The following is a 25,238-nucleotide window of genomic DNA, read 5'->3' on the forward strand; positions in this document are numbered from 1 at the left end:
ATTTCAACTCTTCATCGCTTGCTTCGCTTTCGGCATCCATAGGGTGAATACCGCCCCCTGCCCGATTTCGCTGTCCACGGTAATTCGTGCTTGATGAAGCTCGGCGAGCTGCCTCACGATCGCCAGTCCCAAACCGCTGCCCTTATGCCTGCTGGTACGCCCGCGATCGACTTTGAACAGGCGCTGCCAGATCAGCTCTTGATCCGCCTTCGAGATGCCGATGCCCGTATCGGCGATCGCGATGCGCACCTCATCCCCGTCTTCTTCGGCGCTGATCGTAATCAAACCGTTCTCTGTAAATTTGACCGCATTTTTGACGAGATTGTTCAAGATCTGCTCCAGCCGGTCCGGATCAGCGATTACGGGAGGCAAGGGTTCCTTTAAACAAAGCTGGATCTCATTGCCGCGTTCTTCCGCTTCATGACGGAATTTGAACTGCACTTTCTTCAGCAGCGAGGCGGCGTCCACCGGCTGAAGCGCCAAGCGGATCTCATTGTTCTCCAGCCGGGTCAGATCCATGATATCATCGACGAGGCGGTTCATATGGATGGTTTCGTTGTAGATGATTTCATAATATTTTTGCCGGCCCTGTTCGTCGATCAGACCATCTTGTAAAGCTTCGAGAAAACCCTGCATCGCTGTGAGCGGCGTGCGCAGCTCATGGGAAGCATTCGCCAGGAAGTCCAAGCGAAACTGTTCCAGCCTGGTCTTCTCCTTGTCCGATTGCTCGAGCTTCTCCGCCAATTGATTGATCGTGGCTGCCAGTTCGCCGATCTCATCCCTGTGCTTCGTCTCGATGCGCTGGCTGTAATCCCCCATGCCGATCTTCGAGGCGGCCCGCTCGATCTGCTGCAGCGGCCGGGTGATCGACCAGGACATATAATAAGCCGCACCGCAGCAAAGGACGATGCAGATCTGGGTCACCCAGAGAATCGTCTCCCGCACATCTTGAACCGTCTTGTTCAAAGCGGTAAGCGGCGAGTGCAGGATGATGCCGCCGTAGATGCGGTCTTCCTTGCCCCATGGGACGACAACAGACAACAACGGCTCCGTCAGCTCACCAAAATTCAGATTCACCTCCGCGGTCTCCCCGGACAGAATCTTCGCAACGACTTGTTCATCCAACTTCTTGCCGACGGCAATCTCCTCTTGGGATGAGCTGGCGATGATCTGCCCCTGCTCATCGAACACCCAGATCCGTGAATCGAAGGCCTGATCGAGGAAGACGAGCATCGCCTTCACATCGTCCGGCATATGCGGGAAATCGCGGATCGCGAGATTCACCTTCTTCGCTTTGCGCACCATATCTTCCTTCTTGGAATTCGTGATATATGTTTCGGTCACATATGATAGAGTGAACCCGACGACGCCCAGGCTGATCAGCACGGTGCAGACATAGATGAGCAGCAGGCGGAAGAACATGCTTCGCTTAATCATGAACAACCTCGAATTTGTAGCCGATCCCCCAGACGGTATGTATCACTTCGCCGGGATAGGCGCTTAATTTCTTGCGTACCTTCTTCACGTGGACATCCACCGTGCGAATATCCCCGAAGTAGTCATACCCCCACACCTGCTCCAACAGCTGTTCCCGAGTGAACACCTGCCCGGGCGTCTTCGCCATATGCGCCAGCAGATCGAACTCCTTAGGCCGAAACGGTACTTTCTCGCCGCCGATGATCACCTCGCGCCGATCCAAGGAGATCGTGAGTCCCTCAAAGACCAGATCCCCCGTCTTGCCTTCCTCCTGAGCGGCCGCTCCCCGCTGGATGCGCCGGAAGATCGCCTTGATCCTGGCGACGAGTTCGCGGGGACTGAAGGGCTTCGTCACATAATCATCTGCACCGAGTTCCAAGCCGAGCACCCGGTCGAACTCCTCGCCCTTGGCCGTGAGCATAATGATCGGCAAATCCGTATGCTTCAAGATCTCGCGGCAAGCCTCATAGCCGTCCATCTTCGGCATCATCACATCGAGGATCACGAGATCCGGCGTTCCGGACAGCGCCTTCTCCACGGCTTCTTCGCCGTCCTTGGCTTCGATCATCTGAATCTGCTGCTGTGTAAAATAGAGGCGGATAATCTCCCTTACATTCGGATCATCATCCGCTACTAATACCTTCAAACCATTCATGTTCTCTCCCAATCCTTCCCATAGAAGTTAGTCTGTGTGTATATATGACGTGTGTAACGCCCGCAAAGGTTACAGGCTGTGGTGAAATTTGCACATAAAAAGAAGACCCCGCTTGCTGCGGGATCTTCGTCTCCATCATCCATTGGGCCCTTCACAGTCGCTCAACGGACCGAGTTTTTTTCATGTTCTCTTCATTCATTGGATTCTTCTAAGTCGGCATCGTCATCAGCATCATCCGCAGCTTCTATTGCGGCGTCTGCAGCATCATTCTCTGTTTCTTGATCCAATTCATCTTCGGTTTCTGCATCGGTATCTGCTGCCTCATCTTCGGAATCGAATCCTTCCTCTGTTTCCTGGTTCTCATTGACCCCCGTTGTTTCATTCAAGTTTTCATTCACTGCGGATTCATCGTTCAGATCCACATTAGATGCAGTGCTTTCATTGCATGCTGCAAGAGTCGCCGCAAGCAGTAGAGACAATGCTGCCAATGCTGCTTTCTTCTTCATAAAAATCACCCCTTGGTTGATTTGTTGTTGCAATTAAGAGATTAGCGGATGAGTTTGACCAAACTGTGGTGATTTTATGATCGTTTTGTAAACATTTGTGAAAGTTTTGGCATGGTTCTTACTGCGAAGACATCACAAAAAATCATCCAAGATTAAGAAGGATGATTTTCGTTAATGAATATTGCGGCTTTGTACATGGTCGGCCGAAAACAGGAGGTGGGATAAGCCGACCATCTGATTAAGGGTTAGTGGATCTTGAATGGGGATCGGAGGGATAGTTATGACTTTCTACCTATATCGTACAACGCCTAAAGAAAAAATGCAAGCCCTTGTTAAGACGCAATAAGAAAAAAATCGAGTCAGAACCGCTTCCAAACGGCTCTGACTCGATTCTCACACTGCCAACCTATTCACGGTTCCAAGATGATGTACACGCTCTTCTCCCTTCCGACCCAGGTCACTTCCGCACCCAAGGCTTGGCTGATGAAGCGGATCGGCACAAGGGTCGTCTGGTTCAAGAAGATCGGCGGCTGATCCAGCATCATCCGCTCACCGTTGAGATAGACGGTTTCGCCTCGGATCAGGATCGAATCGGTGCCGCGCACCGCCGTGATATCACCGCTTGCCGGATCCCAATTGACCTTGGCTCCCAAGGCTTCGAAGATCACGCGCATCGGTACGAGGACGCGCTGATTCCGCGTTACGGGATCCTGCGGGAAGGCAAGCTGCCTGCCGTTCAGATAGACGCGGATCGGGCTTTCGTAATTGAGATGATCGATTTTCTCTGTTCGCATCGTGGACAAGTACATCTTATAAGTGCCTTGGAATTGATCCAAGTACTCTCCGGTATATACGTTGTAGACGATATAGGAAGGAGTAACTTCATACAGATGATATTGCTTATGTTCCGTTCCCTGCAGCAGGACCTGCTTCTTCGTTCCATCCTTGCTCATGCGAATGATTGTCCCGGTATCGAAGGTTTCGAAGATCAGATCATCTCCGACCACGTGCAATTCTCCCGAGCTTTCCGCGCTCAGCATCACCTTGTTGGAACCGTCCGCATTCATGGCATACAGCTTGCCCGTCGGAATGATCCCGCTGGTCAGATCCTCTGCATTGCGATAATAGATGCGGTTATCGATGACTTGAAAATCTCCGCGGATCACCGCCAGATCCCGTTCTTCACTGCCGTCCAAGCGAACGGCATGGATGACGGAGGTGCTGTTCCAATTCCACCCTTGATCTTCGGACGAGTTCGCTAAGTAGAGGATCCAGCCGTCGACGATCTGCATATCGCCGCGGTACTCCGTGCCTCTGACATCGCTCAGCACTTCCGGCGGACCGCCCGTATAATGAATGCGAACCGGATAGCCGGCTTCATTGTAATCAATGGCGCTCGGCCACCAGGTATAGATATATTCCCCATCAAAATATTGCGCTCCGAGATTAATCGGACGCTCAGCCCGCTGATCATAACTGTTCAGCACATAACGTCTTGGATCCCGTGGATCTTCCACGCGGAAGGTTCGCGGGAAGCGAAGCAGTTCGCCGTATCGCTCACCGAGCTTCATCTTCTTCAAATAGCTGTCTTGGATGTAATACATCACGTCGCCGTCAGTCCGCAGGAAGCGATGCCTGCCGTCAATCACAATCTCCGTCACGCCGGTTGTCTGATGACGCCGAGTCATATACATCCGTGTATAGGATGCAGCATCAGTTCCGCCGCCAAACTCACTGTTCACATCTTCTTCATACATATATTGGGATTGATAGATCCAGCCGTCGTGTTCGAACAAGGTCCTGCGCATCACCAAAGTACCGCGGAGCTCGGCGGGCAGAGCATTCAGATCATAATGCACTGGATTTGCGGCCAAACGGGGATCGAGCCGCAGGATCTCGCCGGCGATGAACTGGCGTTCCCCGTCCCACACGCTTCCAATCACCGCCAGATCGCCATTGCTCATCTGCACCATGTGGATCTGTTCGTAAGCATAATGAAGCATAGGTCCTGCATCCCAGCGGTCAGCGGCAGGATGATAGATCTCCGTTGTCTTGAGTCTGCCTTGCACACCAATCCCGCCTGCTGCCAGCACTCGGCCGTCCGGAAGAAGCACGGCATCCGCATAGGCGCGAGCTTCCCGCATGGGAGCGATGCGGCGCCATTCATTGCGCTCCGGCAGGAAAACCAAAGAGGTCACCGAGGGCAGGATCGTACCTCCCGCAGATTGCGATCCTCCTGCCAACAGGAAAGACCCGTCAGCCAGCGGAGCTGCTGCGGAGAAACGAAGCAGATAGGGCTGGCTGGAGATCGTCTTCAGCTCACCGCTCGCTGGGTCGTATAGATGCCCATGGGCAAAATAATCCCGCAATCCGCCGCCGTAGTTAAGTATGAGACCGTCAGCATTTTGCACCAATTCATTGGCCGTGTAGACCATCTTATCGAGTTCCTGCCACTCATCCGCTTCCGGATCATATGTATAGGCGATATGCTGAAGCTGACCATAGAGGGTATAGCTTCCCATCAGCAAAACGTTCCCGTCCTCCATCGTCACCGCTTGGGCCGTCGGACGGTTCAAGATGTAACCGGGAAGCTTCGATACAAGCTGTGAATTCCCCGTCTTCGGATCGTAGATCACAGCAGCGTTGTATCCGCTGCCGCTTTCCTCCTCTCCGCCGATCAACAGCACTCGGCCGTCCTTCAGCAAAGCTGCAGCAGCGGGCAGCTGAATCGGCGATTGTCCCGACTTCGTCCAGCTGTTGCTGCGGCCGTCATAGATCCAGATGTCTCCATCATAGGTCACAGCCATGACTTGTTGATCATGCAAAGCTAAGACATGAAGCAAGGAATAATAATCGATTTCCAACTTAGGAATGGGCTGAAAATTTCCAATCTTAGCAGGATTGGACGACGCCGCTTTCACCTCTGCGGTCGATGCGGGAAGCAGGATGGTGAGAGCCAGCACGAACGCCAGCAAACCTGTACCCGCTTTTTTGAGTCTGCATCTCATGCTGTTCATCTTATCTTCCTCCATCTAGCTGTCAATGATGATAGATTTTTTCAAAGGGTGTGACTTTTTTATTATAACTTATTTCCTATTAGCTTGTCTCTTGTTATGTACTCTTGATATTCCGATTAACAGATTCTTGATATATCCATTTATTGCAATATTCGCTGTTCGTTCGCTTTCAATGCCGGACGCTTAAATGATAGAATAGAGTTATCTTAGATGAGGAGGGTTCCAATCTATGGGCAAGTTTGAACATGTCGATGCACTGCTTAAGCGCTTCACCGAAACCGGCGGACCGGCAGGAGTGGCGTGTGCCGTTGCACAGAACGGCAAGATTCTCTACGAAGGCTACCATGGCCTGGCCGATCTGGAACAGCAGAAACCGATCACGCCGGAGACCGTGTTCCGCCTCTACTCGATGACGAAGGTGATCGTCTGTACCGCTGGTATGATGCTGTACGAACGAGGTTACTTTAACCTGCACGATCCTTTGCATGAATATATTCCGGAGTTCAAAGATGCACTGGTATACAAACAAAAAGAAAATGGTGAATACATAGCGGTCCCGGCACTGAGAGCACCGCGGATTCAAGATGCCTTTACGATGTCCATCGGCTATCCGTATCCTGAATGGAGCGATACACCGACAGGACATGATCTGACAAAGCTGCACCGAGAATTGGCAAGCGATCCTTCCAAGTTCACTTTGCAGAATGTGGTCCGAACCGCCGCGAAGGTACCGATGCTCTTCGAACCGGGAGAGCACTGGCAATATGGATTAGGCCATGACATCGTCGCTGCGCTGATCGAGGTCGTCTCCGGCCGCACGATTGGAGAATTCCTGCAAGAGGAGATCTTCGATCCCCTCGGCATGAAGGATACCGGATATCGCTTCCGCGGCGATATCGCTAAGCGCATGGCGACGGTCTACGAGATCAGCCCTGAAGGGCGCAAGCCGGCAACGACGATTCCTTTCGATGCTTACCATGCCCCCGATTCCAAATATGAAGGCGGCGGGGCCGGTTTGTATTCGACCGTCAGGGATTATCTGACCTTCTCTCAGATGCTGGCTAACGGCGGCGTGCACAACGGCGAGAAGATCATCGGCCGCAAGACCATTGACCTTATGCGGACGAACTATCTCAATGAGACCCAGTTAGCAGAATACAGCGGTGTTCCGTATCATGCGGGCTATGGCTATGGACTGGGCGTGCGCACGCTGATCGATCCGGTGAAGGCCAATGCGAACAGCTCGCTTGGGGAGTTCGGCTGGAGCGGCATGGCCGGCACATGGACATCGATCGATCCAAGCGAAGGCCTGTCGATCGTCTATATGCATCAGACCTTCCCGCATATGGAAGAATACTACCACCTGCGGCTGCGCGCTGCGGTATACGGATGCCTGTAATCAGCTGATCACTGAATCTGCTGATCATCGAAATCGAAGATGAACGGCATGAAGAAACGCCTGTGACCATAGAAGTTAGGTCACAGGCGTTTATCACTTAGGAGGAAGCGATCCTCATCCTCGCAGAACCGATGAGCTCCTCTCCCCAATACAGCTCCATCAGGTCGCCGTCCTCGATCGGGCCTACACCGGCCGGCGTGCCGGTGAAGATCACATCCCCCGGTCCCAGGCCGTAGAAGCTGCCGATATGCTGGATCAATTGATCCAATCCGAAGATCATCTCATCGATCTGTCCGCGCTGCCGCTCTTCGCCGTTGATGCGAAGTGAGTAAGAGCAGGCCGACAATTCCCGCATCGGATCACCGGTAAGTTGATGAAACTTTGTGATCGGTGCAGCATGCCGGAAACCCTTCGCGGCAAGCCATGGATGCTGCTTGCTCTTCAATTCATGCTGCAGATCCCTTAGCGTGAGATCGAGTCCGAGGGCGAAAGCATCGATAAGCTCGGAGACACTGGCTCCAGGGACGAAGGCGCCGCCGATGCGAATGACGAGTTCAGCTTCATAATGGATCGCGCCATGGTCTGCCGGCAGTTCAATCACTCCGCCGTCCATCGGCACAAGCGCATGGGTCGGCTTAAGGAAGATCAGCGGGCTTTCGGGAATCTCATTGCCCAGTTCAGCCGCATGCAGCCGATAGTTTCTGCCCACGCAGTAGATATTGCGAATCTCATTCATGGTACATTCCTCGTTTATGGGTTATCGTATCCTCTTCTTCTGACTAGTTTCTGACTAACGGCTCTTGATCAGCAGTTCAACGGCTTCCTGAATCAAGCGATCGGATGCCTCTCCAGATGCCTGCTGCTCAACGATGCACTGGCCCAGGTTCTTCGCGACGATATAGGCGATGGCTTTATCCGTTGCGTTGCGTATAGCCGTAAGTTGGCTGACTACGTCTTTGCACGGCTTCTCATCCTCCATCATATTCAACACGCCGCGGACCTGCCCTTCGATCCGTTTCAACCTTCTCTTCACATCATCGTCATATTTCATCATGCCTCTCACCTCATTTGTCATACCACGGAGGTTCAAACCGCCGGCTGCAGCTGCATTCACTAACAAGCACAGCATTCCTGACTGCGATCGCCCAGGCCCTCCTTCATCTGCTGCCGCCATACGAAACCATACAGCTGGGAATAACCAGCTTTCTTCAAGATTTTAGCAGCTCTATGAATCGCATATGGAGATGAAGCGACGATGAAAAGCTTCCGCCCTTCCTCAAGTTCCTTGAGACTGACGAAGGGAAGCCGGCCGATATAGATGTTGATCGCGTCCTTTAGATGCTTCTGTTCATAGTCCACAGGATCCCGGACATCGAGAATCTGCACGGGTTCCTGTTCCTTTATATGACATAACTCCTCCATGCTGACGAACACCAATTCCTTGACAGGTCGTGCACGGAGATAGCGAACGATGAAGAACAAGAACAACAAGCTGATGCCCGCATATAACCTTATCATAACCTCCACTCCTTTAGAGGTTCCCAAGTTGGCTGATCGATTGCTCGCACATTTAATCATACCTGTGTGCAAAAGAAACTTGCAAGAAATATTTGATCCTGTTATTATACTTATACCCCTATATGTATTATAATGATTTGGCATATCAAGGTCAATGTTCAGTTTAAATGTCCAAGGAGGTTCCATACATGGCTAAGAAGATCCTAATCGTCGGCGGTGTTGCCGGCGGCGCCACTGCTGCAGCACGTCTGCGCAGGCTGGATGAACATGCGCAGATCATCATGTTCGAACGGGAGGAACAGATCTCCATCGCCAACTGCGGGTTGCCGTATTATATAGGCGGCACCATCCCGCTGCGCCAGCAGCTGCTTGTACAGACTCCCGAAGCGATGATGCAGCGTTTCCGCATCGATATTCGCACGAAGAGCGAAGTGATCGCCGTACATCCAGAACGCAAAACGGTAACCGTCAAAGATTCAGCTAAGGGCACCTATGAGGAAAGCTATGATGTCTTACTGCTCTCCCCCGGGGCCAAACCCATCCTTCCGTCTATGCCTGGCATAGAAGATGAGCGGATCTTCACCCTGCGCAATATCCCGGATACGGACCGCATCATGGATTACATCGAGAAGCATCAAGTGAAGCGGGCGGCTGTCATCGGCGGGGGCTTCATCGGCATCGAGACAGCGGAGAATCTCATCCAGCGCGGCATCGATACGACGGTGATCGAAGCTGCTCCCCAGATCCTCGCTCCTTTCGATGCCGATATGGTCACCTACGCACAGAAAGAACTAACGGATCACGGCATCCGTTTGATCTTAAACGACCGTGTGCAGGCCTTCCGCAGCCAGCCGAACAGTCTCATCGTAGAATTGGCTAGCGGAGACCGGCTCGGTACGGATCTTGTGCTTATGGCAATCGGAGTGCAGCCGGATACCGAATTCCTGCGTGATTCGGGGATTGAGCTTGGACCTCGCGGACATATCATCGTAAACGCGCATATGCAGACGAATATTCCCGAGATCTATGCCGTCGGCGATGCGGTGATGGTCTCCCACCTCGTCCACGGCGAGATGACGGCGATCCCGCTGGCAGGTCCGGCGAATAAGCAAGCCCGCATCGCAGCCGATCATATCTGCGGCCTGGACAGCGCTTATCGCGGCAGTCAAGGGACCTCGATCATCAAGATCTTCGGTCTTACCGGCGCGGCGACGGGCTTGAATGAGCGTTCCCTTAAACAAGCAGGAATCGATTACCAAACGGTGCATCTCCATCCGGCTTCCCATGCTTCCTATTATCCAGGCGCTGAACCCATTGCGCTGAAGCTGCTCTTCGACGGCAGCGGCCGCGTTCTCGGCGCGCAAGCCTTCGGCCGGGATGGCGTGGACAAACGCATCGATGTCATCGCCGCGGTGATGCGTATGAACGGCACCGTCGACGATCTCGCAGAATTAGAACTGGCCTATGCACCGCCCTATTCCTCGGCCAAAGATCCAGTGAATATGGCGGGATTCATCGCCCAGAATGTGCTGTCGGGCCGAACCCAGATGATCACCGCCGATGAACTGGAGCGCAAGGACCCAGCTGCGATCACCCTCATCGATGTTCGCAGTGAAGCGGAGTTCCTCTTCGGCCACATCGAGGGTGCGGTGAACATCCCGGTGGATGAGCTGCGCGATCGCCTGCATGAGATCGACACTTCGAAGGAAGTAATCGTATACTGTCAAGTGGGACAGAGAGGCTACACCGCAGCCCGCATCCTCGCCCAGCGGGGAATCCTTGCGCGCAATCTCTCGGGCGGTTACCGCAGTTATATCATGGCAAAGTATGCTTAAGCGCGCGGGGGAACAGACTGCAAGGGATGAAGCGTATTCGACGACATCGATTCGGTATGCGCAGCTGGATCATCGCGATCTTCGTCAGCATCTCCCGTGCTCGCTTCGCCGCTCCTTCTATCCCCTTGATCGGTTCGCCGCGGCCGCGCAGCTTGGAGACATTGACCGCCACTCCGCCGCCGATCTGATGATCTCCATGGATGACATTCGCTTGTTTGCGGACAAAGTAATCCATTCTTCAGAGATCCTTAGAGATACTACTCATGAATTCTGAACACCCGAAGGGCGCCGAGCTGATCAAGCACGGCGCCCTTCAATATTGCATCATTCATTTTGTCATTGGATTCGTTGTTTCATTCGTTATTCGATGCTCTCGCTGTTGTATTCGATGTGTTCTTCTTGTGCTTTGAGCGGGATAATCAACTCATCCTGCATGCTGCCATCCTTCGCACTGCTGACATAGACAATCAGCATGAGGTTCGGCTGCGAAGCCTTGTCGTAGCTCACTTCAAACTGAAACCTGCCCCATGCGGGAGCACCGGCCTCAGCATCGGCATATCCCTCCTGCAGGATGCGATGCCCGTCTTCCAGCATCCAACGGAATGCTCCTTCGAATACACGCGCTTCTCCTTCTACGACGAACGTATTGTCGACGACGGTGTCCGGTTTAGGGGAATAGATGCGGAATGCTTCGTTCTCCGCAGCGATATTCGGCAGGATCTCAGCATCCTCCGCATCGACGCGCACGGTCACGGGTTCATCGATATACATATGATGCACGAGGACGACCGTCCAATAGTCCTGCTCCTCGCTCAGGGAAACTTCCTTCACTGACCAAGGACCGGTCAGCTCTGTCTGGGCTTTAAGCGCCGCGCGCACGGCATCCGCCCTAGATACAGGAAGTTCGCTTTGCTCCTCCAGCAGCACGATCTTGGCTGCCTCCGCCTGCATCGGATAAGATTCGGCAACAGGTCCAACAGACCATGCTTCCACGCGTGAGCCAATCGTCAGTTCCGTATAGTCGACGGTTGCTCCTGATGCGTCGCTGATCACCGTCTCCTCATCCACGGTAAGCGCGTAGGCGTCGATATAATCCTCACCGCCTTGTTCCATATAGGTGGTGACGATGAGGCTCGTATCCGTCTTATCGATGATCTCCCCTTCGATCGCCAGCTGAGCGATCTCAGAACCCTTGACAGCTTCATTCTCTTGAACCGGAGGAGTAGTCCCATTCTCTGGTTCGTTCACGTTGTTCTTACTGCCTCCCATACAAGCCGTCAACATTAAGAGCAATGCGGCGACGATCACCATCAACTTTCTCATCTTCCATAGATGTCTCATGTTCTCTCAACTCCTTCCTTCATAGCATCAGACGCAGAAACATCCAAAAGGTTTCAATTCTTATCCAGATCTGTTCTGTTATATTCTGTTATCTACGCAGACGTTTATGCGTTCGCAGCTCGCAGGCAAGCTGTGAAGGAGTTTGGATTGTTTATTCTCTACGCTTTTTTCCATCGCATATTCCCTATATCCCTTATCAATTCCGCCGTCCAGAACATAACTTGTGCTGTCCGCTCTTTAAGTGTAGCGAGCCAAAACCCGGTCCACAGAAGGTCCATATGCTTCGCCGAAGTGAATCAGATGAACCATAAGATAATAGAGCTGATATAAAGGTTTGCGCTCCTCATAATCAGGCAACAGCGGGTATGCCTCCTGATAGGCAGCATAGAATCGGTGCGAGAAGCCGCCGAAAAGCTCGGTAAAGGCTAGCTCGACCTCACGATTGCCATAGTAGACGGCAGGGTCGATAAGAATCGGCTTTCTATCGAGGTCGGCGAGCCAGTTGCCGCCCCACAGATCGCCGTGAAGCAAGTTGGGCTTACCTTCATCTGCGAGGTATGTATCCAGCTTGTTGAGCAATTGACGGAATCTCTTCCGTCTGATTTCCGTCAGCCGTCCCTGCTCTTCGGCCATCTTAATCAGCGGAAGCAGTCTTTGCTCACGATAGAAGTTCACCCACGAGGAGTCCCAGCGGTTCGACTGCGGCAATACGCCGATATAGTTGTTCTGCTTAAAGCCGTATTGTCCCGTGACCGAAGCTTGGCGATGTACTGCGGCCAACCCTTGACCGAGCAGCTCTTCTGCGGAATCGGTTTTCGGCCCCCTTTCGATCCATTCGAGGACGATCATCCCTCCCGTCTGCCCAGGGATCGCTCCCGCATAATGAACCGCCGGGACGGAAAGTCCTCCCGACTGTTGCAGCACCGCAAGTCCTTCTGCCTCACAGAGGAAAACATCCGCAGACAGATCATCACGGTACTTGACAAAATATTGCTCATCTTGAGCTTCTACATACAGCGATACTCCGATATCGCCTCCTTGAACCTCATGAATCGTGCGGATCCTCGATCCGATGGTCTCTTCAAGAGCCTTTCGTATACTCTCCTGTTTCATATACGAACCCTCCGTATGCATTCCTTGCTGCTCGTACATCTCAACGCTTACATATCATAGCAGCTAACCTTGGTTATCTCTTGTTCATCTTGCCTGCCAACCGTATATCATAAATGGTATCATAGCGAACTTGCTATTTCCTAATCCCAACACAAAGACGAAAATCCGCTCCCGCTCGGGATCGGATTTTCGTCCGGCTCTTAGCGAACACGCCTCTTCTCATCCATCGATCGTCGCGTCGTTTGCTGCGGGTTGGATCTTCTTCCCCAGCAATCCATGCACCGGCGAGAACAGGAAGCTGAAGAGGAAGATCAGTCCCGTGGCGAAGGCCATGGAGGCGGAAATCGAGGTATCCAACAGGTAAGCCATATAGTAGCCGATGAAGGCGGAAGCGATGCCGAAGATGCTGCTCAACACCAGCATCACAGGCAGCCGATCCGTCCACAGATAAGCCGACGCCGCCGGCGTGATGAGCATGGCGACGACCATTATGGCACCTACGGCATCAAAGGAAGCCACCGTCGTCACGGATACCAGTCCCATGAACAGATAATGCATCGCCGCAACCGGGATGCCGAGGCTCGCTGCTAAGCCCGGATCAAAGGAGGTGATCTTCCACTCCTTGTAGAAGGCCAAGATCATCGCTAGGATCACGATGAGGACGATCAAGAGCAGCAGTGTCGCCTCCGGGATCTCACCGATAAAAGGAAAGGAGACTGTCTTCCAAGGGATGAATGCGATCTCCCCCATCAGCGCATGCTGGACATCCAGATGCACATTGCCGACGGAGGTGGAGATCAGGATTACGCCGATGGCAAAAAGCGTGGTAAACACAACGCCGATCGAGGCATCCTCCTGAACTCCGCGGTTCGAGAGCCACTGAACCAAGATCGCCGTAACGAGGCCGGCGATCGCCGCCCCGATGAGCATGTGGACCCCGCTCAGGCCGCGTGTGATCAAATAGGCAATGACGATGCCGAGCAGCACCGTATGACTGATCGCATCCGCCATCATCGCCATCTTGCGCAGGATTAAGAATACACCGATCAAACTGCAGGACAGACCAACCAGCGAAGCGGTTAACAAGATCCAAGCGGTATAACTCAACTTAATGCTCCTCCTTAATCAAGTGTCGGGATACGGGCGCTGCCCGGCTCACTTGCTTCTTCTTCATCCTGTGTTCCACCGACTGCGTAAGCCATCCCTTGCGAAGGCCGAAAAGGATGGACAGGGCGAAGATGCCGGCGGCGGTCACAACGATGAAGGGACCCGTTGGCCAGCCGGAGCCCAGGGTGCTTACCAGCGTGCCGATTGCACCGGACAACCCTCCGAAGGAAGCAGACAGCAGGAGCATGCGCGCGAAGGAATTGGTCCAATATCTCGCACTGACCGCCGGGATGATCAGCATCGCCGCCATCAAGATGACGCCGACCGCTTGAATTCCCATCACGATCGTCATCACAAGCAGCGCCGTATATGCCGCATTCATCCCCTTGATCGATAGACCCTGCCCTTTCGCGAAGTTCGGATCGAATAAGTAGATCTTCCATTCTTTGAACGAGAGTGTGATGATCAAGACCACCACCAGGGCCAGGACCATCATCATATAGACATCCGAACGCAGCATCGTGGCGGCTTGGCCGAAGATGAATTTATCCAATCCCGCTTGATTGCCGCCTGTTGTGCGATTGACGATGGTAAGCAGCATGATTCCGAACCCGAAGAAGACGGACAGAACGATGCCCATCGCGGTATCTTCCTTGATCCGGCTCGCCTGTGTGACCCATTGAATCAGATAAGCGCCGACCAGCGCACTGATCCCGGCACCGATGATCAAGAGCAGGAGGTTCTTCTCTCCGATGATCATGAAGGTGATGACGATGCCGGGCAAGGCAGCATGGGAGAGAGAGTCACTCATGAGGCTCTGCTTCTTCCAATAGGCAAGGCAGCCGATCATACCGGCGGCTGTTCCCAGCAGCATCGTGCTGAACAATACCCATTGCGTATTGCTAGACAACAGGATGGGCATGGTAAGCCTCTCCTTCCATCCAGCGCAGTGTCCCTCCGTAGGTCCGGGCGATGTTCTCTCTGGTGAACACGTCCTCCGTTCTTCCGTGCTCAATCACCGTTCGATTCAACAGGAGGACATGGTCGAAGTATTGATCGACCGTCTGCAGATCATGGTGTACGACCAAGACGGTCTTCCCCTTCTCCTTTAATTCACGGAGAATTGCCATAATCGCGCGTTCGGTGGCGGCATCTACGCCGGCCAGCGGCTCATCCATGAAATACAGATCGGCATCTTGCACTAAAGCTCTAGCCAAGAAGACACGCTGCTGCTGCCCGCCGGATAATTGGCTGATCTGCCGGTCTGCATATTCTTCCATGCCCATCTTGGCTAAGGCTTCAAGGGCTTTTCTTTTGCGCTCTCTGCGCGGCAGCCGGAACCAGCCGATCTGCCCGTACAGCCCCATCATCACGACATCCAGGGCATTCGTAGGAAAATCCCAGTCCACCGACCCGCGCTGCGGCACATAGCCGATTCGCTTCTTCACCTTGGTCAGGTCGGTGCCGAAGAAACGCACTTCCCCCGTCAGACGCGGATGCAGATCCAGCAGGGTCTTGATCAAGGTCGACTTGCCCGCGCCGTTCGGACCGACGATACCGGTCAGCGTCCCTGCCTGCACCGTGAAATTGACATCATATAACACCGTCGTCTTGCGATATGCACTCGATAGATTCGCCGCATCCAGTACCTTCATCCCGCTCACTCATCCCTTGTCAATGCTTGATAGATCGTATTCACGTTGTGCCGATACATGCCGATATACGTTCCTTCCTCCGTTCCTGCTTCGCCCATCGCATCCGAGAACAGCTCCCCGCCCAGCTTGACCTCGGTCCCGCGCTGGGTCGCTCCGTCAATAACGGAACGTATCGTATCCTCTGAAATCGTACTCTCCACAAACACGGCCGGGATTTGCCGCTCGACGAGCAGTTCGATGATGCTCTGAATATCCGAGAGTCCGATCTCATCCTCTGTACTCAGTCCCTGCAGACCGACGACCTCCATGTCGTGCATGCGCCCGAAGTAACCGAAGGCATCATGCGCAGTCACGAGTACCCGTTGATCAGGCGGTATGCTCTTTAGTTTGGCAGCTTCTTCGCGAAGCTCTGCCAACTTGGCAAAATAGGCTTGCTTATTCTCTTCAAATAATTCCGCATCATCCGGCGACAACTTCTTAAGTTCCTCTACTGCTTCCTCCAATGCCATCTGCCACAGATCGATATCGAACCAGATATGAGGATCAACGGCTCCGTCTTCATCGGTGAGCAGACGTTCTGCGGGGATAGTCTCCGCCATAGCCAAGACCGGCCGGGTCTTGCCGATCTGTTCAAAAACCTCTGTCATATTCCCTTCCAGATTAAGTCCGTTATAGAAAACCACATCCGCGTTTTGCAGCTTCTTAATGTCACCTTGGGACGCATTGTACAAGTGCGGATCGACGCCGGGCCCCATCAAGCTGATCACCTCGACCCGGTCACCGCCGATGACCATAAGCGGTTCACCGATCTGGGCGATCGTCGTGACAACGCGGATCACATCTTCCGAACGCCCACTGTCTCCTTGACCAACGGCATTGCTGCAAGCAGCGAATAACACCGATGCGATGACCACGATGGCAGTCAGTTTTAATCTTGCTATTTTCTTGCTTAATCTCATCTTCATCCTGCTCTCCTCCTCCAAATCCCCATTTCATGAGTTGTATTCATCAAACTTTGTTTATGTAGCGGAAATATGTTTCTTGCGAATGAAAAAGTTTCTCTATTTCACACTTTTGATTATACTCAATTAATTTGCCTATGTGCAACATTTGTTTTAATAAATTATGGGGAGTTCCAATAAATCTCGGCTGGGAAGGTTTCTGAAGCTAAGTGAGTCGACAGACACCAGATGAGTGAATCGACTGGTGAGCGAAGCTTAACGGTGTCCGAAACGACAGAAATAATCGATTTATCGTGTGAGTGACGCGAATCGGAGTGTGAGACGACAATGATTGTTGATTCAAGGAGCGTGGAGACAGGATTCGTGGGCGAGACGACGGATTTTGTTGACTCAGATGCGTCGAAGCAGAAACCGTTCACGAGACGACGGATTTTGTTGACTCAGACACGGCGAGACAGAAGCAGAGTTCGAGACGACACATCCAGTTGTTTTAGAAAACCTGTACGGTTAAGCGGATTTCATACGTGCGGGGCTGCCCGTCAGTCATGGTTGACGAACTGGGCTGCCCAATCCTTGTTCGTGTATTGCTGTTCCCAGATCTTTTCAGCGAATCTCCAAGGTTTGTCCCGGGAAGATCAGGCGAGGATTCGCAAGCCGATTCGTTTCAGCAAGCTGCTGCCATGGAATCCCGAAACGGCGTCCGATGGCCCGCAAGGTATCGCCTTCCTTAACCACATATATCGTTACTGAGGGAGGTGCATCTTCAAGGGACGCGCTTGGGGGTGGAGTTTTTTTAATAGGTTCTTCTGTATGTAAATTTCTGTCTGATCCTACGATCAGCTGAATAGACAAACAGCCCAGCCGAATCAGTGTTCAGCCGGGCTGTTTAATACGTCGCGATATGACTAAGAGCATCGTCATCCAGATGCACGTCGACTTCCGTTTATAGATCGGTTACGGCTCCTTGAGATGCAGAGGAGACCAACTTGGCGTATTTGTATAATACGCCTTTCTGATAGCGAAGCGGCGGCGCTTGCCAGCTCCGGCGGCGTCTCTCCAGTTCTTCGTCGGAGACATGGAGCTGGATCTCCTGCATGACACTGTCGACCGTCACCAGATCACCGTCTTGAACCAAGGCGATGGGGCCTCCGACCTGCGCTTCGGGTGAGATATGCCCAACAACGAATCCGTGAGAACCGCCTGAGAAACGGCCGTCGGTGAGCAGAGCGACTTTGCCGTTCAGCCCTTTGCCGATCACAATGGCCGTGATCGCGAGCATCTCCGGCATACCGGGACCGCCCTTCGGGCCCGCATAACGGATGATGATCACATCACCGGGCTTGATCTCATCCTTCATCAAGGCGTCCGTTGCCGCCTCTTCCGTATCAAACACCCGTGCCGGACCTTGGAAGCGCTCCGCTTGGATACCGGACATCTTCACAACGGCTCCCTCCGGTGCTAGGTTCCCTCGCAGGATCACGAGATGCCCTGTCTCACGGTATGGGTTATCGAGCGGGCGGATTACCTGCTGTCCTTCCTTCAGATCAGGCCAGTCCGCCAGATTCTCCGCCAATGTCTTTCCTGTAATGGTGAGGCAATCCCCATGCAGCATTCCCGCCTGCAGCAAGAGGCGCATCACCGCCGGCACACCGCCGGCTACATGCAAGTCCTGCATCACATAACGGCCGCTGGGCTTCATATCCGCCAATACAGGAACCTTAGCCCGCACCTTCTCAAAATCATCCAGCGTCAGTTCTACTTCCACCGCATGTGCCATCGCCAGAAGATGGAGGATCGCATTGGTCGAACCGCCAAGTGCCATCACGACGGTAATCGCATTTTCAAAGGCCCGTTTCGTCATGATCTGCCGCGGGAAGATGCCTTTGCGCAGCAGTTCCACGACCATCTTCCCGGCTTCCTGACAATCACGTCTCTTCGCCTCTGAAACAGCGGGATTAGATGAACTTCCGGGAGGACTCATGCCGAGGGCTTCGATGGCAGCAGCCATCGTATTGGCCGTGTACATGCCGCCGCAGGACCCCGCACCGGGACATGCATGGCACTCGATATGATACAGTTGTTCGCCGTCAATTGCCCGACGATTATATTCCCCGACGGCTTCGAAGACGCTGACGATATCGATATCTTGTCCCTTGAGGTTACCGGGGGCAATCGTCCCCCCGTATACGAAGACTGCAGGAAGGTTCAATCGGCCGATCGCGATCAAGCAGCCGGGCATATTCTTATCGCAGCCGCCGATTGCGACAACCCCGTCCATGCGTTCCGCACTGACCACCGTTTCGATCGAATCGGCGATGATATCCCGGCTCGGCAGTGAGAAACGCATGCCCTCATGCCCCATCGAGATCGCATCGGATACGGTGATGGTGCCGAAGGTAAGCGGCACTCCTCCCCCTTCGCTTACGCCCTTCCTCACTTCATCAGCCAATTGATCAATATGCATATTGCAAGGCGTAACATCGCTCCACGTACTGGCGATACCGATCTGCGGCTTCGAGAAATCCTCATCGCTGAAGCCGACTGCGCGCAGCATCGCCCGGTTCGGTGCCCGATGCAATCCGTCGCTTACTACATGGCTGTGAATCCTGAGATCGTGATGCTCCTTCGTCACACGACGCACTCCTCTGCTTATTGATTGCTGAAAGATTTATTGCTGTTTTTTATATAGGCAGCATTTTTAACGTCCCTTCAAATCTTATACGTCTTGTGCATATTGTTCGCTGGGAATCTTCGTCAGCACAACATACAGGCTGACCGGTTCACTTCCGGTATTGCGGAAGGAGAAGAACTCTTCACCTTCAACGAGGAGACAATCATCCTTCTTCACCTTCGTGACCTCACCATCGACAACAACATCTCCCTCGCCTTCCAAAACTAGGACAAACAGCGACGATCCTGGATGTTGATGGCTTGGCAGTTCCTGTCCAGGCATGAAGTTTAAGACGAAAACAGCATGGTGTTCATGCTTATAGATCACTCGTTTGGTCAGACGTTCCTCAGAATACTCGCGATAATGAGCTAATTGTTTTAATTCCACCGTAATTTCCTCCTATTATTAGGATCTTTGGCCGAGCAATCGCTTGAATCTCGGATACATGTTAATTGTACCGTGTGCAAATTACGGCCAGAGTGATCCTGATCACGGATTATTGGATATTATAACCAATCTATGTTTGCATATTCGCAATAAAAATGAAGCAGACGCATCCTGCATCTGCTCCCTGTATTATCGAACAGCTGATATTGTGACAAGGGATATCGCTATACAATTAGATTAAGACAACTCATAACTCTCGCCCGGCTTCAACGCGATTCCTTTCACGCCCTTCTCTTCAAGGCGTTGTACGAAAGCATCTGCATCTTGCTTAATCGGCGGGAATGTATTGTAATGAATCGGCAAAACGCTCTTCGCACGCAGCCACTCTGCGGCCAGGATGGCATCTTCCGGTCCCATCGTAAAGTTATCCCCGATCGGCAGGCAAGCGAGATCGATCTGGAAGCGTTCACCGAACATCTTCATATCATAGAACAGCGCTGTATCCCCGGCATGGTAGATTGTCTTGCCATTCCAATGAATGATATAACCGCCGGGCATCCCGCCGTACATGATCTGCTTCTCATCTTCTAAAATGATGCCTGAACTGTGAAAAGCTTGTACGAAGCGGACTTCGGCGCTGCCCAGATTCACCTTGCCGCCTAAGTTCACTTCGAGGGTCTTAGCGCCCTGCCAGCTCATATAATTCGCCAGTTCGAAAGTAGCAACAACCGTTGCATCATTGGCTTTGGCGATCGCTGCAGCATCCAGGATATGATCCTGATGAGCGTGAGTCAGCAGCACATGTTGTACTTTAATATCTTCGACTCGTGTCACACTGAGTGGATTGCCCGAAAGAAAAGGATCGATGATCAGGGACTGCTCCCCGTCGCTGATCTGTACACAGGAATGTCCGTGATATACGATTTGCATCGCGATACCGCTCCTTTCTGCATTCTTATTATATATTCCAACACTTACACCCCCATCTTATGCCACGATTCCCTCCTTGTCAAAATCGCTCTCATCCTCGATTCGAAGTGTTTATCTGTAAACTGGATACGGGCTGGTCTTGCTGCATTTTTTGTTGCGTACGATTTATGTACGATTTTTCGCATACAGCTTGCTCGCTGAAGTTCACTTGTCGGAGACACTTGTAGCAGCTCACTTTCGAATTTTGACCGCTTTTTCGGATATCAATCGGCTGACGAGCACACTTCCAGAATTTTGTCCTAATATTAGAATAAAACAGGCGGTATGTGCGTCCAGCACCAGCTTTATGTCCTAAATTTCGCTCACAACCCGTCAGATGAGTGCCTTACGACCACGATTTGTCCTAAATTTCGTATAAAACACTTCATTTAAGCGCCTTACGACCACATTTTGTCCTAAATTTCGTATAAAACCTGCCACATGAGCTCTGTCCGCCAACTGTTCTATTCCATTTTCTTCATAAATCCTGAAAAATCCTGCTGAAATTCTGCTGGAAGCAAAGAAGCTGCAAATCGCGTCATGTGATCCTCGTGAACGCATGCGATTTGCAGCTTCTGCAGTATATCGATCTATATCTCTCGAAAACTCATTGTATACGTCCTAAAACGGATGCATTAAACAGCGTTCTCTTATACAGAGTTTCTTATACGGAGTTTGAGACATCACTCAGACTTATACGGAGACGGTTTGATGGAACTCCCGGCCGTCATAAACGGCTTTGACATAGCCCTTGCGTACGGCGAAGTCGCCAAAACGTTCGCCGGGTTCGCGCTCCTCCGCATAGTGTTTAAGGATCGGAGTTAGGGTGTCGAGGATCTCCTGCTCGGTGATGTTCTCGCGATACATCTGATTCAAGCGATCCCCTGTAAAGCTGGCTCCGAGATAGAGGTTGTATCTGCCGGGCGCCTTGCCTGTGAAGCCGATCTCGCCCAGATATGGACGAGCGCAGCCATTCGGGCAGCCGGTCATACGGATGATGATCTCCTCTTCGCCTAAGCCAAGATCGTCCAAGATCTTCTCCAATTTATCTAACAGGCCAGGCATATATCGCTCCGCTTCCGCCATCGCCAGTCCGCAAGTTGGCAGCGCCACGCAGGCCATCGCGTTGCGGCGCAATGCGGAATGGCGATCGCCTGCAGACAGCTGATAGCGCTCGACGATCTCTTCAATCGCCGGCTTATTCTCGCTGGTCACATTGCCAATCAGCAGGTTCTGATTCGGCGTCCATCGGAAATCCCCTGTATGGATCTTGGCGATCTCCCGCAAAGCGGTTTTCAGCTTGTAATCTTCCCAATCACTGATGCGTCCGTTCTCGATGTAGAGGGTAAGATGCCATCTGTCGTTTGTCCCTTTGACCCAACCGTAGCGATCGCCATTGTGTTCGAATTTGAACGTTCTGGCTTCTTCCAGCTTATATCCAAGCCGATTGTGCAGTTCTTCGAGGAACCACTCGACACCGCCGCGGCGGTCGATCGTATACTTAAACCTCGCATACTTACGCACCGAACGGTTGCCGTAGTCGCGCTGGATCGTGACGATCTTCTCCGTCACATCCACTACCTGCTCAGGTTTGCAGAAGCCGACGACCCGCGCCAGCTGCGGATAGGTCTGTGGATCCCCATAGGTCATGCCCATTCCGCCGCCGACGGCGATGTTGAACCCTTGCAGCTTCCCGTCCTCGACGATCGCGATCAAGCCGATATCCTGCGAATAGACGTCGACATCATTGTTAGGCGGCACGGCGATCCCGATCTTAAACTTACGAGGCAGGTAGACTTTGCCGTAGATCGGCTCTTCCTCGAAATCCTCTCCTCTGCTGTCATAGACCTTCTCCCCGTCGAGGAAGATCTCATGGTAGGCATTCGTTCTCGGCGTCAGATGATCGCTGATTCGCACAGCCCATTGATAGACCTCTTCATGGACCTCCGATTGGTAAGGGTTCGGATTGCACATGACATTCCGGTTGACATCGCCGCAGGCAGCAATCGTAGAGAGCAGAGCGGCATTGATCTCCTTGAAGACAGTCTTGAGGTTCCACTTCAAGATACCGTGCAGCTGCACCGCCTGCCTGGTAGTCAAGCGGATCGTATCACCCGCATACTTCGCTGCGATCTCATCGATTGCAAGCCATTGCTGCGGCGTCACTACACCGCCGGGAGCCCGGATGCGAACCATGAACTGATAAGCCGGCTCCAGCTTTTGTTTCTCCCGCTCATTGCGCAGGTCGCGATCATCCTGCATGTAGCTGCCGTGGAATTTCATCAGCCGGTTATCCATCTCCGGCACCGAGCCGGTGATCGGATCCTGCAGAGATTCCTCAAGCGTCCCCCGCAGGTAGCGGCTGCGCAGCTTCAGCTCCTCCACATCGCTTGGAGGTCCGTCGATTTCTTGCATTTTTTTGATAATCTCATTGGTCATGGTTGATTCCGCACTCCCCTCTGTTCGAGAACATCTCCTCGCGACATCCTGATTGATCATCCTTGGAGATCTTCCTTGGAGATCAAGCTAAGTGACCAACCCTCGTGATCTTCCTTAGATGATCTCCCTTGATCTCCCTTGTGATCATGCTAAGTGATCAGCTAGCAGATCATCCGTCGTGATCAACCACCAGGTCATCCGCTGGACATTCTCGAGATTAATACACATCCCTTTGATAACGATTGGCCTTCTTCATCTCATCGAGATACGCCTTCGCCTTCTCCTGGTCCATGCCGCCTTCCTTCTCGATGATCGTAAGGAGTGTCTCTTCGACATCCTTGGCCATATGCTGCTTATCACCGCAGACATAGAAATAAGCACCCTGTTCGAGCCACTCGAACAGATCGCGGCTTCTCTCCATCATCCGATTCTGCACGTAGACCTTCTGGTCGCTGTCGCGCGAGAATGCGACATCCATGCGTTCAAGTACGCCGTTATTCAGCCAGCGCTGCCAATCCGTTTGATAGAGGAAATCCGTTCGGAAGCGGCGATCGCCGTAGAACAGCCAAGACTTGCCTGTGATGCCCAGCTCCTCTCTTTCCTCGATGAAGGAACGGAAAGGCGCTACACCGGTTCCCGGACCAACCATGATGATCGGCGCACCCGAATCGGCCGGCAGTTTGAAATTCGGATTGTGGTGGACGTAGATCGGCACCTTGTCGCCTGGCTCTAGCCGTTCAGCAACGTAAGTGGAGCATACGCCCTTGCGCAATCGGCCATGGGATTCATATCTTACAGCTCGAATCACCAGGGTCACTTCATCCGGGTTCGCCTTGCAGCTGCTTGCGATCGAATACAGCCGTGCCGGCATTTTCCGCAGAAGCGGCACGAAGTCCTGCGGTGAAACATTCCAAGGACCAAAATCCGTCACCAAGTCGATGACATCTCTTCCCTTGGTGTACTCCCGCAGCTCAGCCGAATTCTCTTTGGCAAGCAGGCGCTGCAGGCGTTCGTCCGTCGTAAAAGCCGCTGCCTGTTCTAACATCTTTCTGGACAGAATCGTCAATTCGAAATTACGGAGCAAGGCTTCCCGTACTGGTCGCTGCTCGCCTTCTTTGTTCACTGTGACGAGTTCCTCAGGATTCCAGTTCAACTTCTGAATCAGCGTATCCACTAATTCAGGATCGTTCTCCGGGAAGATCCCGACGCAATCCCCTGGTTCGTATTGCAGGTTCGAACCTTCCAGCGATAGAACCAGATGCCTTGTCTCCAGATCGGAGCCGCGTCCATTCAGATTGATATTCTCGATAACTTCCGCCATGAATGGATTGGTCCGCGAGTATTCCACTTGCGGCTCAGCTGCAGCACCGCCTGATGATCCAACTTCAACGGATGGAGCCGCTTGCGCTGCGTTTACCTTCTCATTCAGCTTGGCGATCACATCCCCCATCCACTTCGCCGCCGGTTCATCAAAGTCCAGATCACAGTCTACCCGCGGGCAGAGGCGAACGGCACCGAGTTCTTCCAGACGTTTGTCGAAATCCTTGCCCGTCTGGCAGAAGAATTCGTAGGATGTGTCCCCCAACGACAGCACCGCATAGTTCACACCGTCAAGTTTGGGTGCGCGCTTGCTGTGCAGGAATTCATAGAAGGACATCGCATTATCCGGCGGTTCTCCTTCGCCATGCGTACTGACGATGATCAGCAGGTTCTGGACCTTCTTCAAGTTGTTCGGCTTAAAGTCGCGCATCGAACTCAGCGTCACCTGATACTGCTGATCCTCCAGTTTGCGGGCCAGCTGTTTCGCAAGATTCTCGCTGTTGCCGGTCTGCGAACCGAACAGGATGGTGACATCCTTCGATACGGCTGCCGGCTGAACCGCGGACGCTGCGGCTGGCACAGCCCCCGACTGTGTTCCGGTCGTTGCATGCACTGCACCTGCAGCCAGATAGCCGCTTAACCAGATTCGCTGACTGTCTGACAGGGTAGGAAGAAGTTTGTTTAATAGTTGGACTTGCTCTTGATTGAATGGGCTGTTAGTCTCCTGGAGCAGCAACCACATACACCTCACTTAATGATTCCGTTCGTCCGTTAGATTCACAGGCAAATTCATAGTAATCTTATCGGCTTTTATGAATTTACCCTTATAATCTAACACATTAATAGTAACTAATCAATTATAATTTTA

Annotated in this window: 22 protein-coding genes; 2 read left to right on the plus strand and 20 right to left on the minus strand. The window is 52.7% G+C overall.

Features of this window, described 5'->3' with window-relative positions:
* Window positions 1–3 precede the first annotated feature (3 nt).
* The 4 genes from PRECH8_RS06920 to PRECH8_RS06935 form a co-directional block, all read right to left on the minus strand.
* Window positions 4–1,437 carry a sensor histidine kinase gene (locus PRECH8_RS06920; RefSeq protein ID WP_200966374.1) on the minus strand — a complete coding sequence of 478 codons (1,434 nt, stop codon included), beginning with the start codon at window positions 1,435–1,437 and terminating at the stop codon, window positions 4–6.
* A complete protein-coding gene (locus PRECH8_RS06925; protein WP_200966375.1) occupies window positions 1,430–2,131 on the minus strand; it encodes a response regulator transcription factor in 702 nt (233 codons plus the stop codon). The genes PRECH8_RS06920 and PRECH8_RS06925 overlap by 8 nt, the downstream gene beginning before the upstream one ends.
* Before the next feature lie 191 nt (window positions 2,132–2,322).
* Complete coding sequence (locus tag PRECH8_RS06930) at window positions 2,323–2,637, minus strand: hypothetical protein (RefSeq protein ID WP_200966376.1); 315 nt, start codon at window positions 2,635–2,637, stop codon at window positions 2,323–2,325.
* Between the two features lie 410 nt (window positions 2,638–3,047).
* Window positions 3,048–5,654 (minus strand): stalk domain-containing protein, encoded by a 2,607-nt coding sequence (locus PRECH8_RS06935; protein ID WP_200966377.1) that lies wholly within the window; start codon window positions 5,652–5,654, stop codon window positions 3,048–3,050.
* Between the two features lie 229 nt (window positions 5,655–5,883).
* On the opposite strand from PRECH8_RS06935, the gene PRECH8_RS06940 reads away from it, so the two are divergent.
* Window positions 5,884–7,053: a serine hydrolase domain-containing protein gene (locus tag PRECH8_RS06940; protein WP_200966378.1), complete on the plus strand. Its 1,170-nt coding sequence runs from the start codon at window positions 5,884–5,886 to the stop codon at window positions 7,051–7,053.
* Window positions 7,054–7,150: 97 nt separating this feature from the next.
* Here the strand turns inward: PRECH8_RS06940 and PRECH8_RS06945 are convergent, their stop codons facing one another.
* The 3 genes from PRECH8_RS06945 to PRECH8_RS06955 all read right to left on the minus strand — a co-directional run bounded on the left by PRECH8_RS06945 (window position 7,151) and on the right by PRECH8_RS06955 (window position 8,571).
* Window positions 7,151–7,789, minus strand: coding sequence for a fumarylacetoacetate hydrolase family protein (locus PRECH8_RS06945; protein WP_200966379.1), 639 nt, complete (start codon window positions 7,787–7,789; stop codon window positions 7,151–7,153).
* Window positions 7,790–7,843: 54 nt separating this feature from the next.
* Window positions 7,844–8,104 (minus strand): metal-sensitive transcriptional regulator, encoded by a 261-nt coding sequence (locus PRECH8_RS06950; RefSeq protein WP_200966380.1) that lies wholly within the window; start codon window positions 8,102–8,104, stop codon window positions 7,844–7,846.
* A 62-nt stretch (window positions 8,105–8,166) separates the two neighbouring features.
* Entirely contained in the window at window positions 8,167–8,571 is a 405-nt protein-coding gene (locus PRECH8_RS06955; protein WP_200966381.1) for a rhodanese-like domain-containing protein, read from the minus strand.
* A 188-nt stretch (window positions 8,572–8,759) separates the two neighbouring features.
* Between PRECH8_RS06955 and PRECH8_RS06960 the strand changes: the two genes are divergently transcribed.
* Window positions 8,760–10,406, plus strand: a complete 1,647-nt coding sequence (locus PRECH8_RS06960) for a CoA-disulfide reductase (protein WP_200966382.1) — start codon at window positions 8,760–8,762, stop codon at window positions 10,404–10,406.
* On the opposite strand, the gene PRECH8_RS06965 is transcribed toward PRECH8_RS06960, so the two are convergent.
* From PRECH8_RS06965 to PRECH8_RS07025, 13 genes are all read right to left on the minus strand, one after another.
* A complete protein-coding gene (locus PRECH8_RS06965; protein ID WP_200966383.1) occupies window positions 10,387–10,641 on the minus strand; it encodes a hypothetical protein in 255 nt (84 codons plus the stop codon). The genes PRECH8_RS06960 and PRECH8_RS06965 overlap by 20 nt on opposite strands.
* A gap of 125 nt (window positions 10,642–10,766) precedes the next feature.
* Window positions 10,767–11,747, minus strand: coding sequence for a Gmad2 immunoglobulin-like domain-containing protein (locus PRECH8_RS06970; protein ID WP_200966384.1), 981 nt, complete (start codon window positions 11,745–11,747; stop codon window positions 10,767–10,769).
* 237 nt (window positions 11,748–11,984) lie between these two features.
* Complete coding sequence (locus PRECH8_RS06975) at window positions 11,985–12,860, minus strand: fructosamine kinase family protein (RefSeq protein ID WP_200966385.1); 876 nt, start codon at window positions 12,858–12,860, stop codon at window positions 11,985–11,987.
* A 219-nt stretch (window positions 12,861–13,079) separates the two neighbouring features.
* The gene (locus PRECH8_RS06980) at window positions 13,080–13,967 is read right to left on the minus strand and encodes a metal ABC transporter permease (RefSeq protein WP_200966386.1); all 888 of its coding nucleotides are present in this window, start codon (window positions 13,965–13,967) and stop codon (window positions 13,080–13,082) included.
* 1 nt (window position 13,968) lies between these two features.
* Window positions 13,969–14,889, minus strand: a complete 921-nt coding sequence (locus tag PRECH8_RS06985) for a metal ABC transporter permease (protein WP_200966387.1) — start codon at window positions 14,887–14,889, stop codon at window positions 13,969–13,971.
* On the minus strand, window positions 14,870–15,622 hold the full coding sequence (locus PRECH8_RS06990) for a metal ABC transporter ATP-binding protein (protein WP_200966388.1): 753 nt from the start codon (window positions 15,620–15,622) through the stop codon (window positions 14,870–14,872). The genes PRECH8_RS06985 and PRECH8_RS06990 overlap by 20 nt, the downstream gene beginning before the upstream one ends.
* 5 nt (window positions 15,623–15,627) lie before the next feature.
* Window positions 15,628–16,587, minus strand: a complete 960-nt coding sequence (locus PRECH8_RS06995; RefSeq protein ID WP_371871184.1) for a metal ABC transporter solute-binding protein, Zn/Mn family — start codon at window positions 16,585–16,587, stop codon at window positions 15,628–15,630.
* Between the two features lie 600 nt (window positions 16,588–17,187).
* Window positions 17,188–17,298, minus strand: coding sequence for a LysM peptidoglycan-binding domain-containing protein (locus tag PRECH8_RS14475; RefSeq protein WP_242457473.1), 111 nt, complete (start codon window positions 17,296–17,298; stop codon window positions 17,188–17,190).
* 229 nt (window positions 17,299–17,527) lie between these two features.
* Window positions 17,528–19,216, minus strand: a complete 1,689-nt coding sequence (gene ilvD / locus PRECH8_RS07005; RefSeq protein WP_200966389.1) for a dihydroxy-acid dehydratase — start codon at window positions 19,214–19,216, stop codon at window positions 17,528–17,530.
* An 84-nt stretch (window positions 19,217–19,300) separates the two neighbouring features.
* Window positions 19,301–19,642 (minus strand): cupin domain-containing protein, encoded by a 342-nt coding sequence (locus tag PRECH8_RS07010; protein ID WP_242457474.1) that lies wholly within the window; start codon window positions 19,640–19,642, stop codon window positions 19,301–19,303.
* Between the two features lie 237 nt (window positions 19,643–19,879).
* Window positions 19,880–20,572, minus strand: a complete 693-nt coding sequence (locus tag PRECH8_RS07015; RefSeq protein WP_200966390.1) for a metal-dependent hydrolase — start codon at window positions 20,570–20,572, stop codon at window positions 19,880–19,882.
* Window positions 20,573–21,304: 732 nt separating this feature from the next.
* Window positions 21,305–23,050: an assimilatory sulfite reductase (NADPH) hemoprotein subunit gene (gene cysI / locus PRECH8_RS07020; protein WP_242457475.1), complete on the minus strand. Its 1,746-nt coding sequence runs from the start codon at window positions 23,048–23,050 to the stop codon at window positions 21,305–21,307.
* A gap of 217 nt (window positions 23,051–23,267) precedes the next feature.
* Window positions 23,268–25,106 (minus strand): assimilatory sulfite reductase (NADPH) flavoprotein subunit, encoded by a 1,839-nt coding sequence (locus tag PRECH8_RS07025; RefSeq protein ID WP_200966403.1) that lies wholly within the window; start codon window positions 25,104–25,106, stop codon window positions 23,268–23,270.
* Between the last annotated feature and the right edge of the window lie 132 nt (window positions 25,107–25,238).

Origin of the sequence: Insulibacter thermoxylanivorax (assembly GCF_015472005.1) — a bacterium.
GTDB lineage: Bacteria > Bacillota > Bacilli > Paenibacillales > DA-C8 > Insulibacter > Insulibacter thermoxylanivorax.

What these genes read in the sequence shown, in the direction of transcription:
- PRECH8_RS06950 (WP_200966380.1), bottom strand. Translation starts at nt 8,104, where the DNA reads ATGAAATATGACGATGATGTGAAGAGAAGGTTGAAACGGATCGAAGGG.
- cysI (WP_242457475.1), bottom strand. Translation starts at nt 23,050, where the DNA reads ATGACCAATGAGATTATCAAAAAAATGCAAGAAATCGACGGACCTCCA.
- PRECH8_RS06920 (WP_200966374.1), bottom strand. Translation starts at nt 1,437, where the DNA reads ATGATTAAGCGAAGCATGTTCTTCCGCCTGCTGCTCATCTATGTCTGC.
- PRECH8_RS06970 (WP_200966384.1), bottom strand. Translation starts at nt 11,747, where the DNA reads ATGAGACATCTATGGAAGATGAGAAAGTTGATGGTGATCGTCGCCGCA.
- PRECH8_RS06935 (WP_200966377.1), bottom strand. Translation starts at nt 5,654, where the DNA reads ATGAACAGCATGAGATGCAGACTCAAAAAAGCGGGTACAGGTTTGCTG.
- PRECH8_RS06995 (WP_371871184.1), bottom strand. Translation starts at nt 16,587, where the DNA reads ATGAAGATGAGATTAAGCAAGAAAATAGCAAGATTAAAACTGACTGCC.
- PRECH8_RS06955 (WP_200966381.1), bottom strand. Translation starts at nt 8,571, where the DNA reads ATGATAAGGTTATATGCGGGCATCAGCTTGTTGTTCTTGTTCTTCATC.
- PRECH8_RS06945 (WP_200966379.1), bottom strand. Translation starts at nt 7,789, where the DNA reads ATGAATGAGATTCGCAATATCTACTGCGTGGGCAGAAACTATCGGCTG.
- PRECH8_RS06985 (WP_200966387.1), bottom strand. Translation starts at nt 14,889, where the DNA reads ATGCCCATCCTGTTGTCTAGCAATACGCAATGGGTATTGTTCAGCACG.
- PRECH8_RS06930 (WP_200966376.1), bottom strand. Translation starts at nt 2,637, where the DNA reads ATGAAGAAGAAAGCAGCATTGGCAGCATTGTCTCTACTGCTTGCGGCG.
- PRECH8_RS06975 (WP_200966385.1), bottom strand. Translation starts at nt 12,860, where the DNA reads ATGAAACAGGAGAGTATACGAAAGGCTCTTGAAGAGACCATCGGATCG.
- PRECH8_RS06990 (WP_200966388.1), bottom strand. Translation starts at nt 15,622, where the DNA reads ATGAAGGTACTGGATGCGGCGAATCTATCGAGTGCATATCGCAAGACG.
- PRECH8_RS06960 (WP_200966382.1), top strand. Translation starts at nt 8,760, where the DNA reads ATGGCTAAGAAGATCCTAATCGTCGGCGGTGTTGCCGGCGGCGCCACT.
- PRECH8_RS06965 (WP_200966383.1), bottom strand. Translation starts at nt 10,641, where the DNA reads ATGGATTACTTTGTCCGCAAACAAGCGAATGTCATCCATGGAGATCAT.
- PRECH8_RS06940 (WP_200966378.1), top strand. Translation starts at nt 5,884, where the DNA reads ATGGGCAAGTTTGAACATGTCGATGCACTGCTTAAGCGCTTCACCGAA.
- PRECH8_RS06925 (WP_200966375.1), bottom strand. Translation starts at nt 2,131, where the DNA reads ATGAATGGTTTGAAGGTATTAGTAGCGGATGATGATCCGAATGTAAGG.
- PRECH8_RS07015 (WP_200966390.1), bottom strand. Translation starts at nt 20,572, where the DNA reads ATGCAAATCGTATATCACGGACATTCCTGTGTACAGATCAGCGACGGG.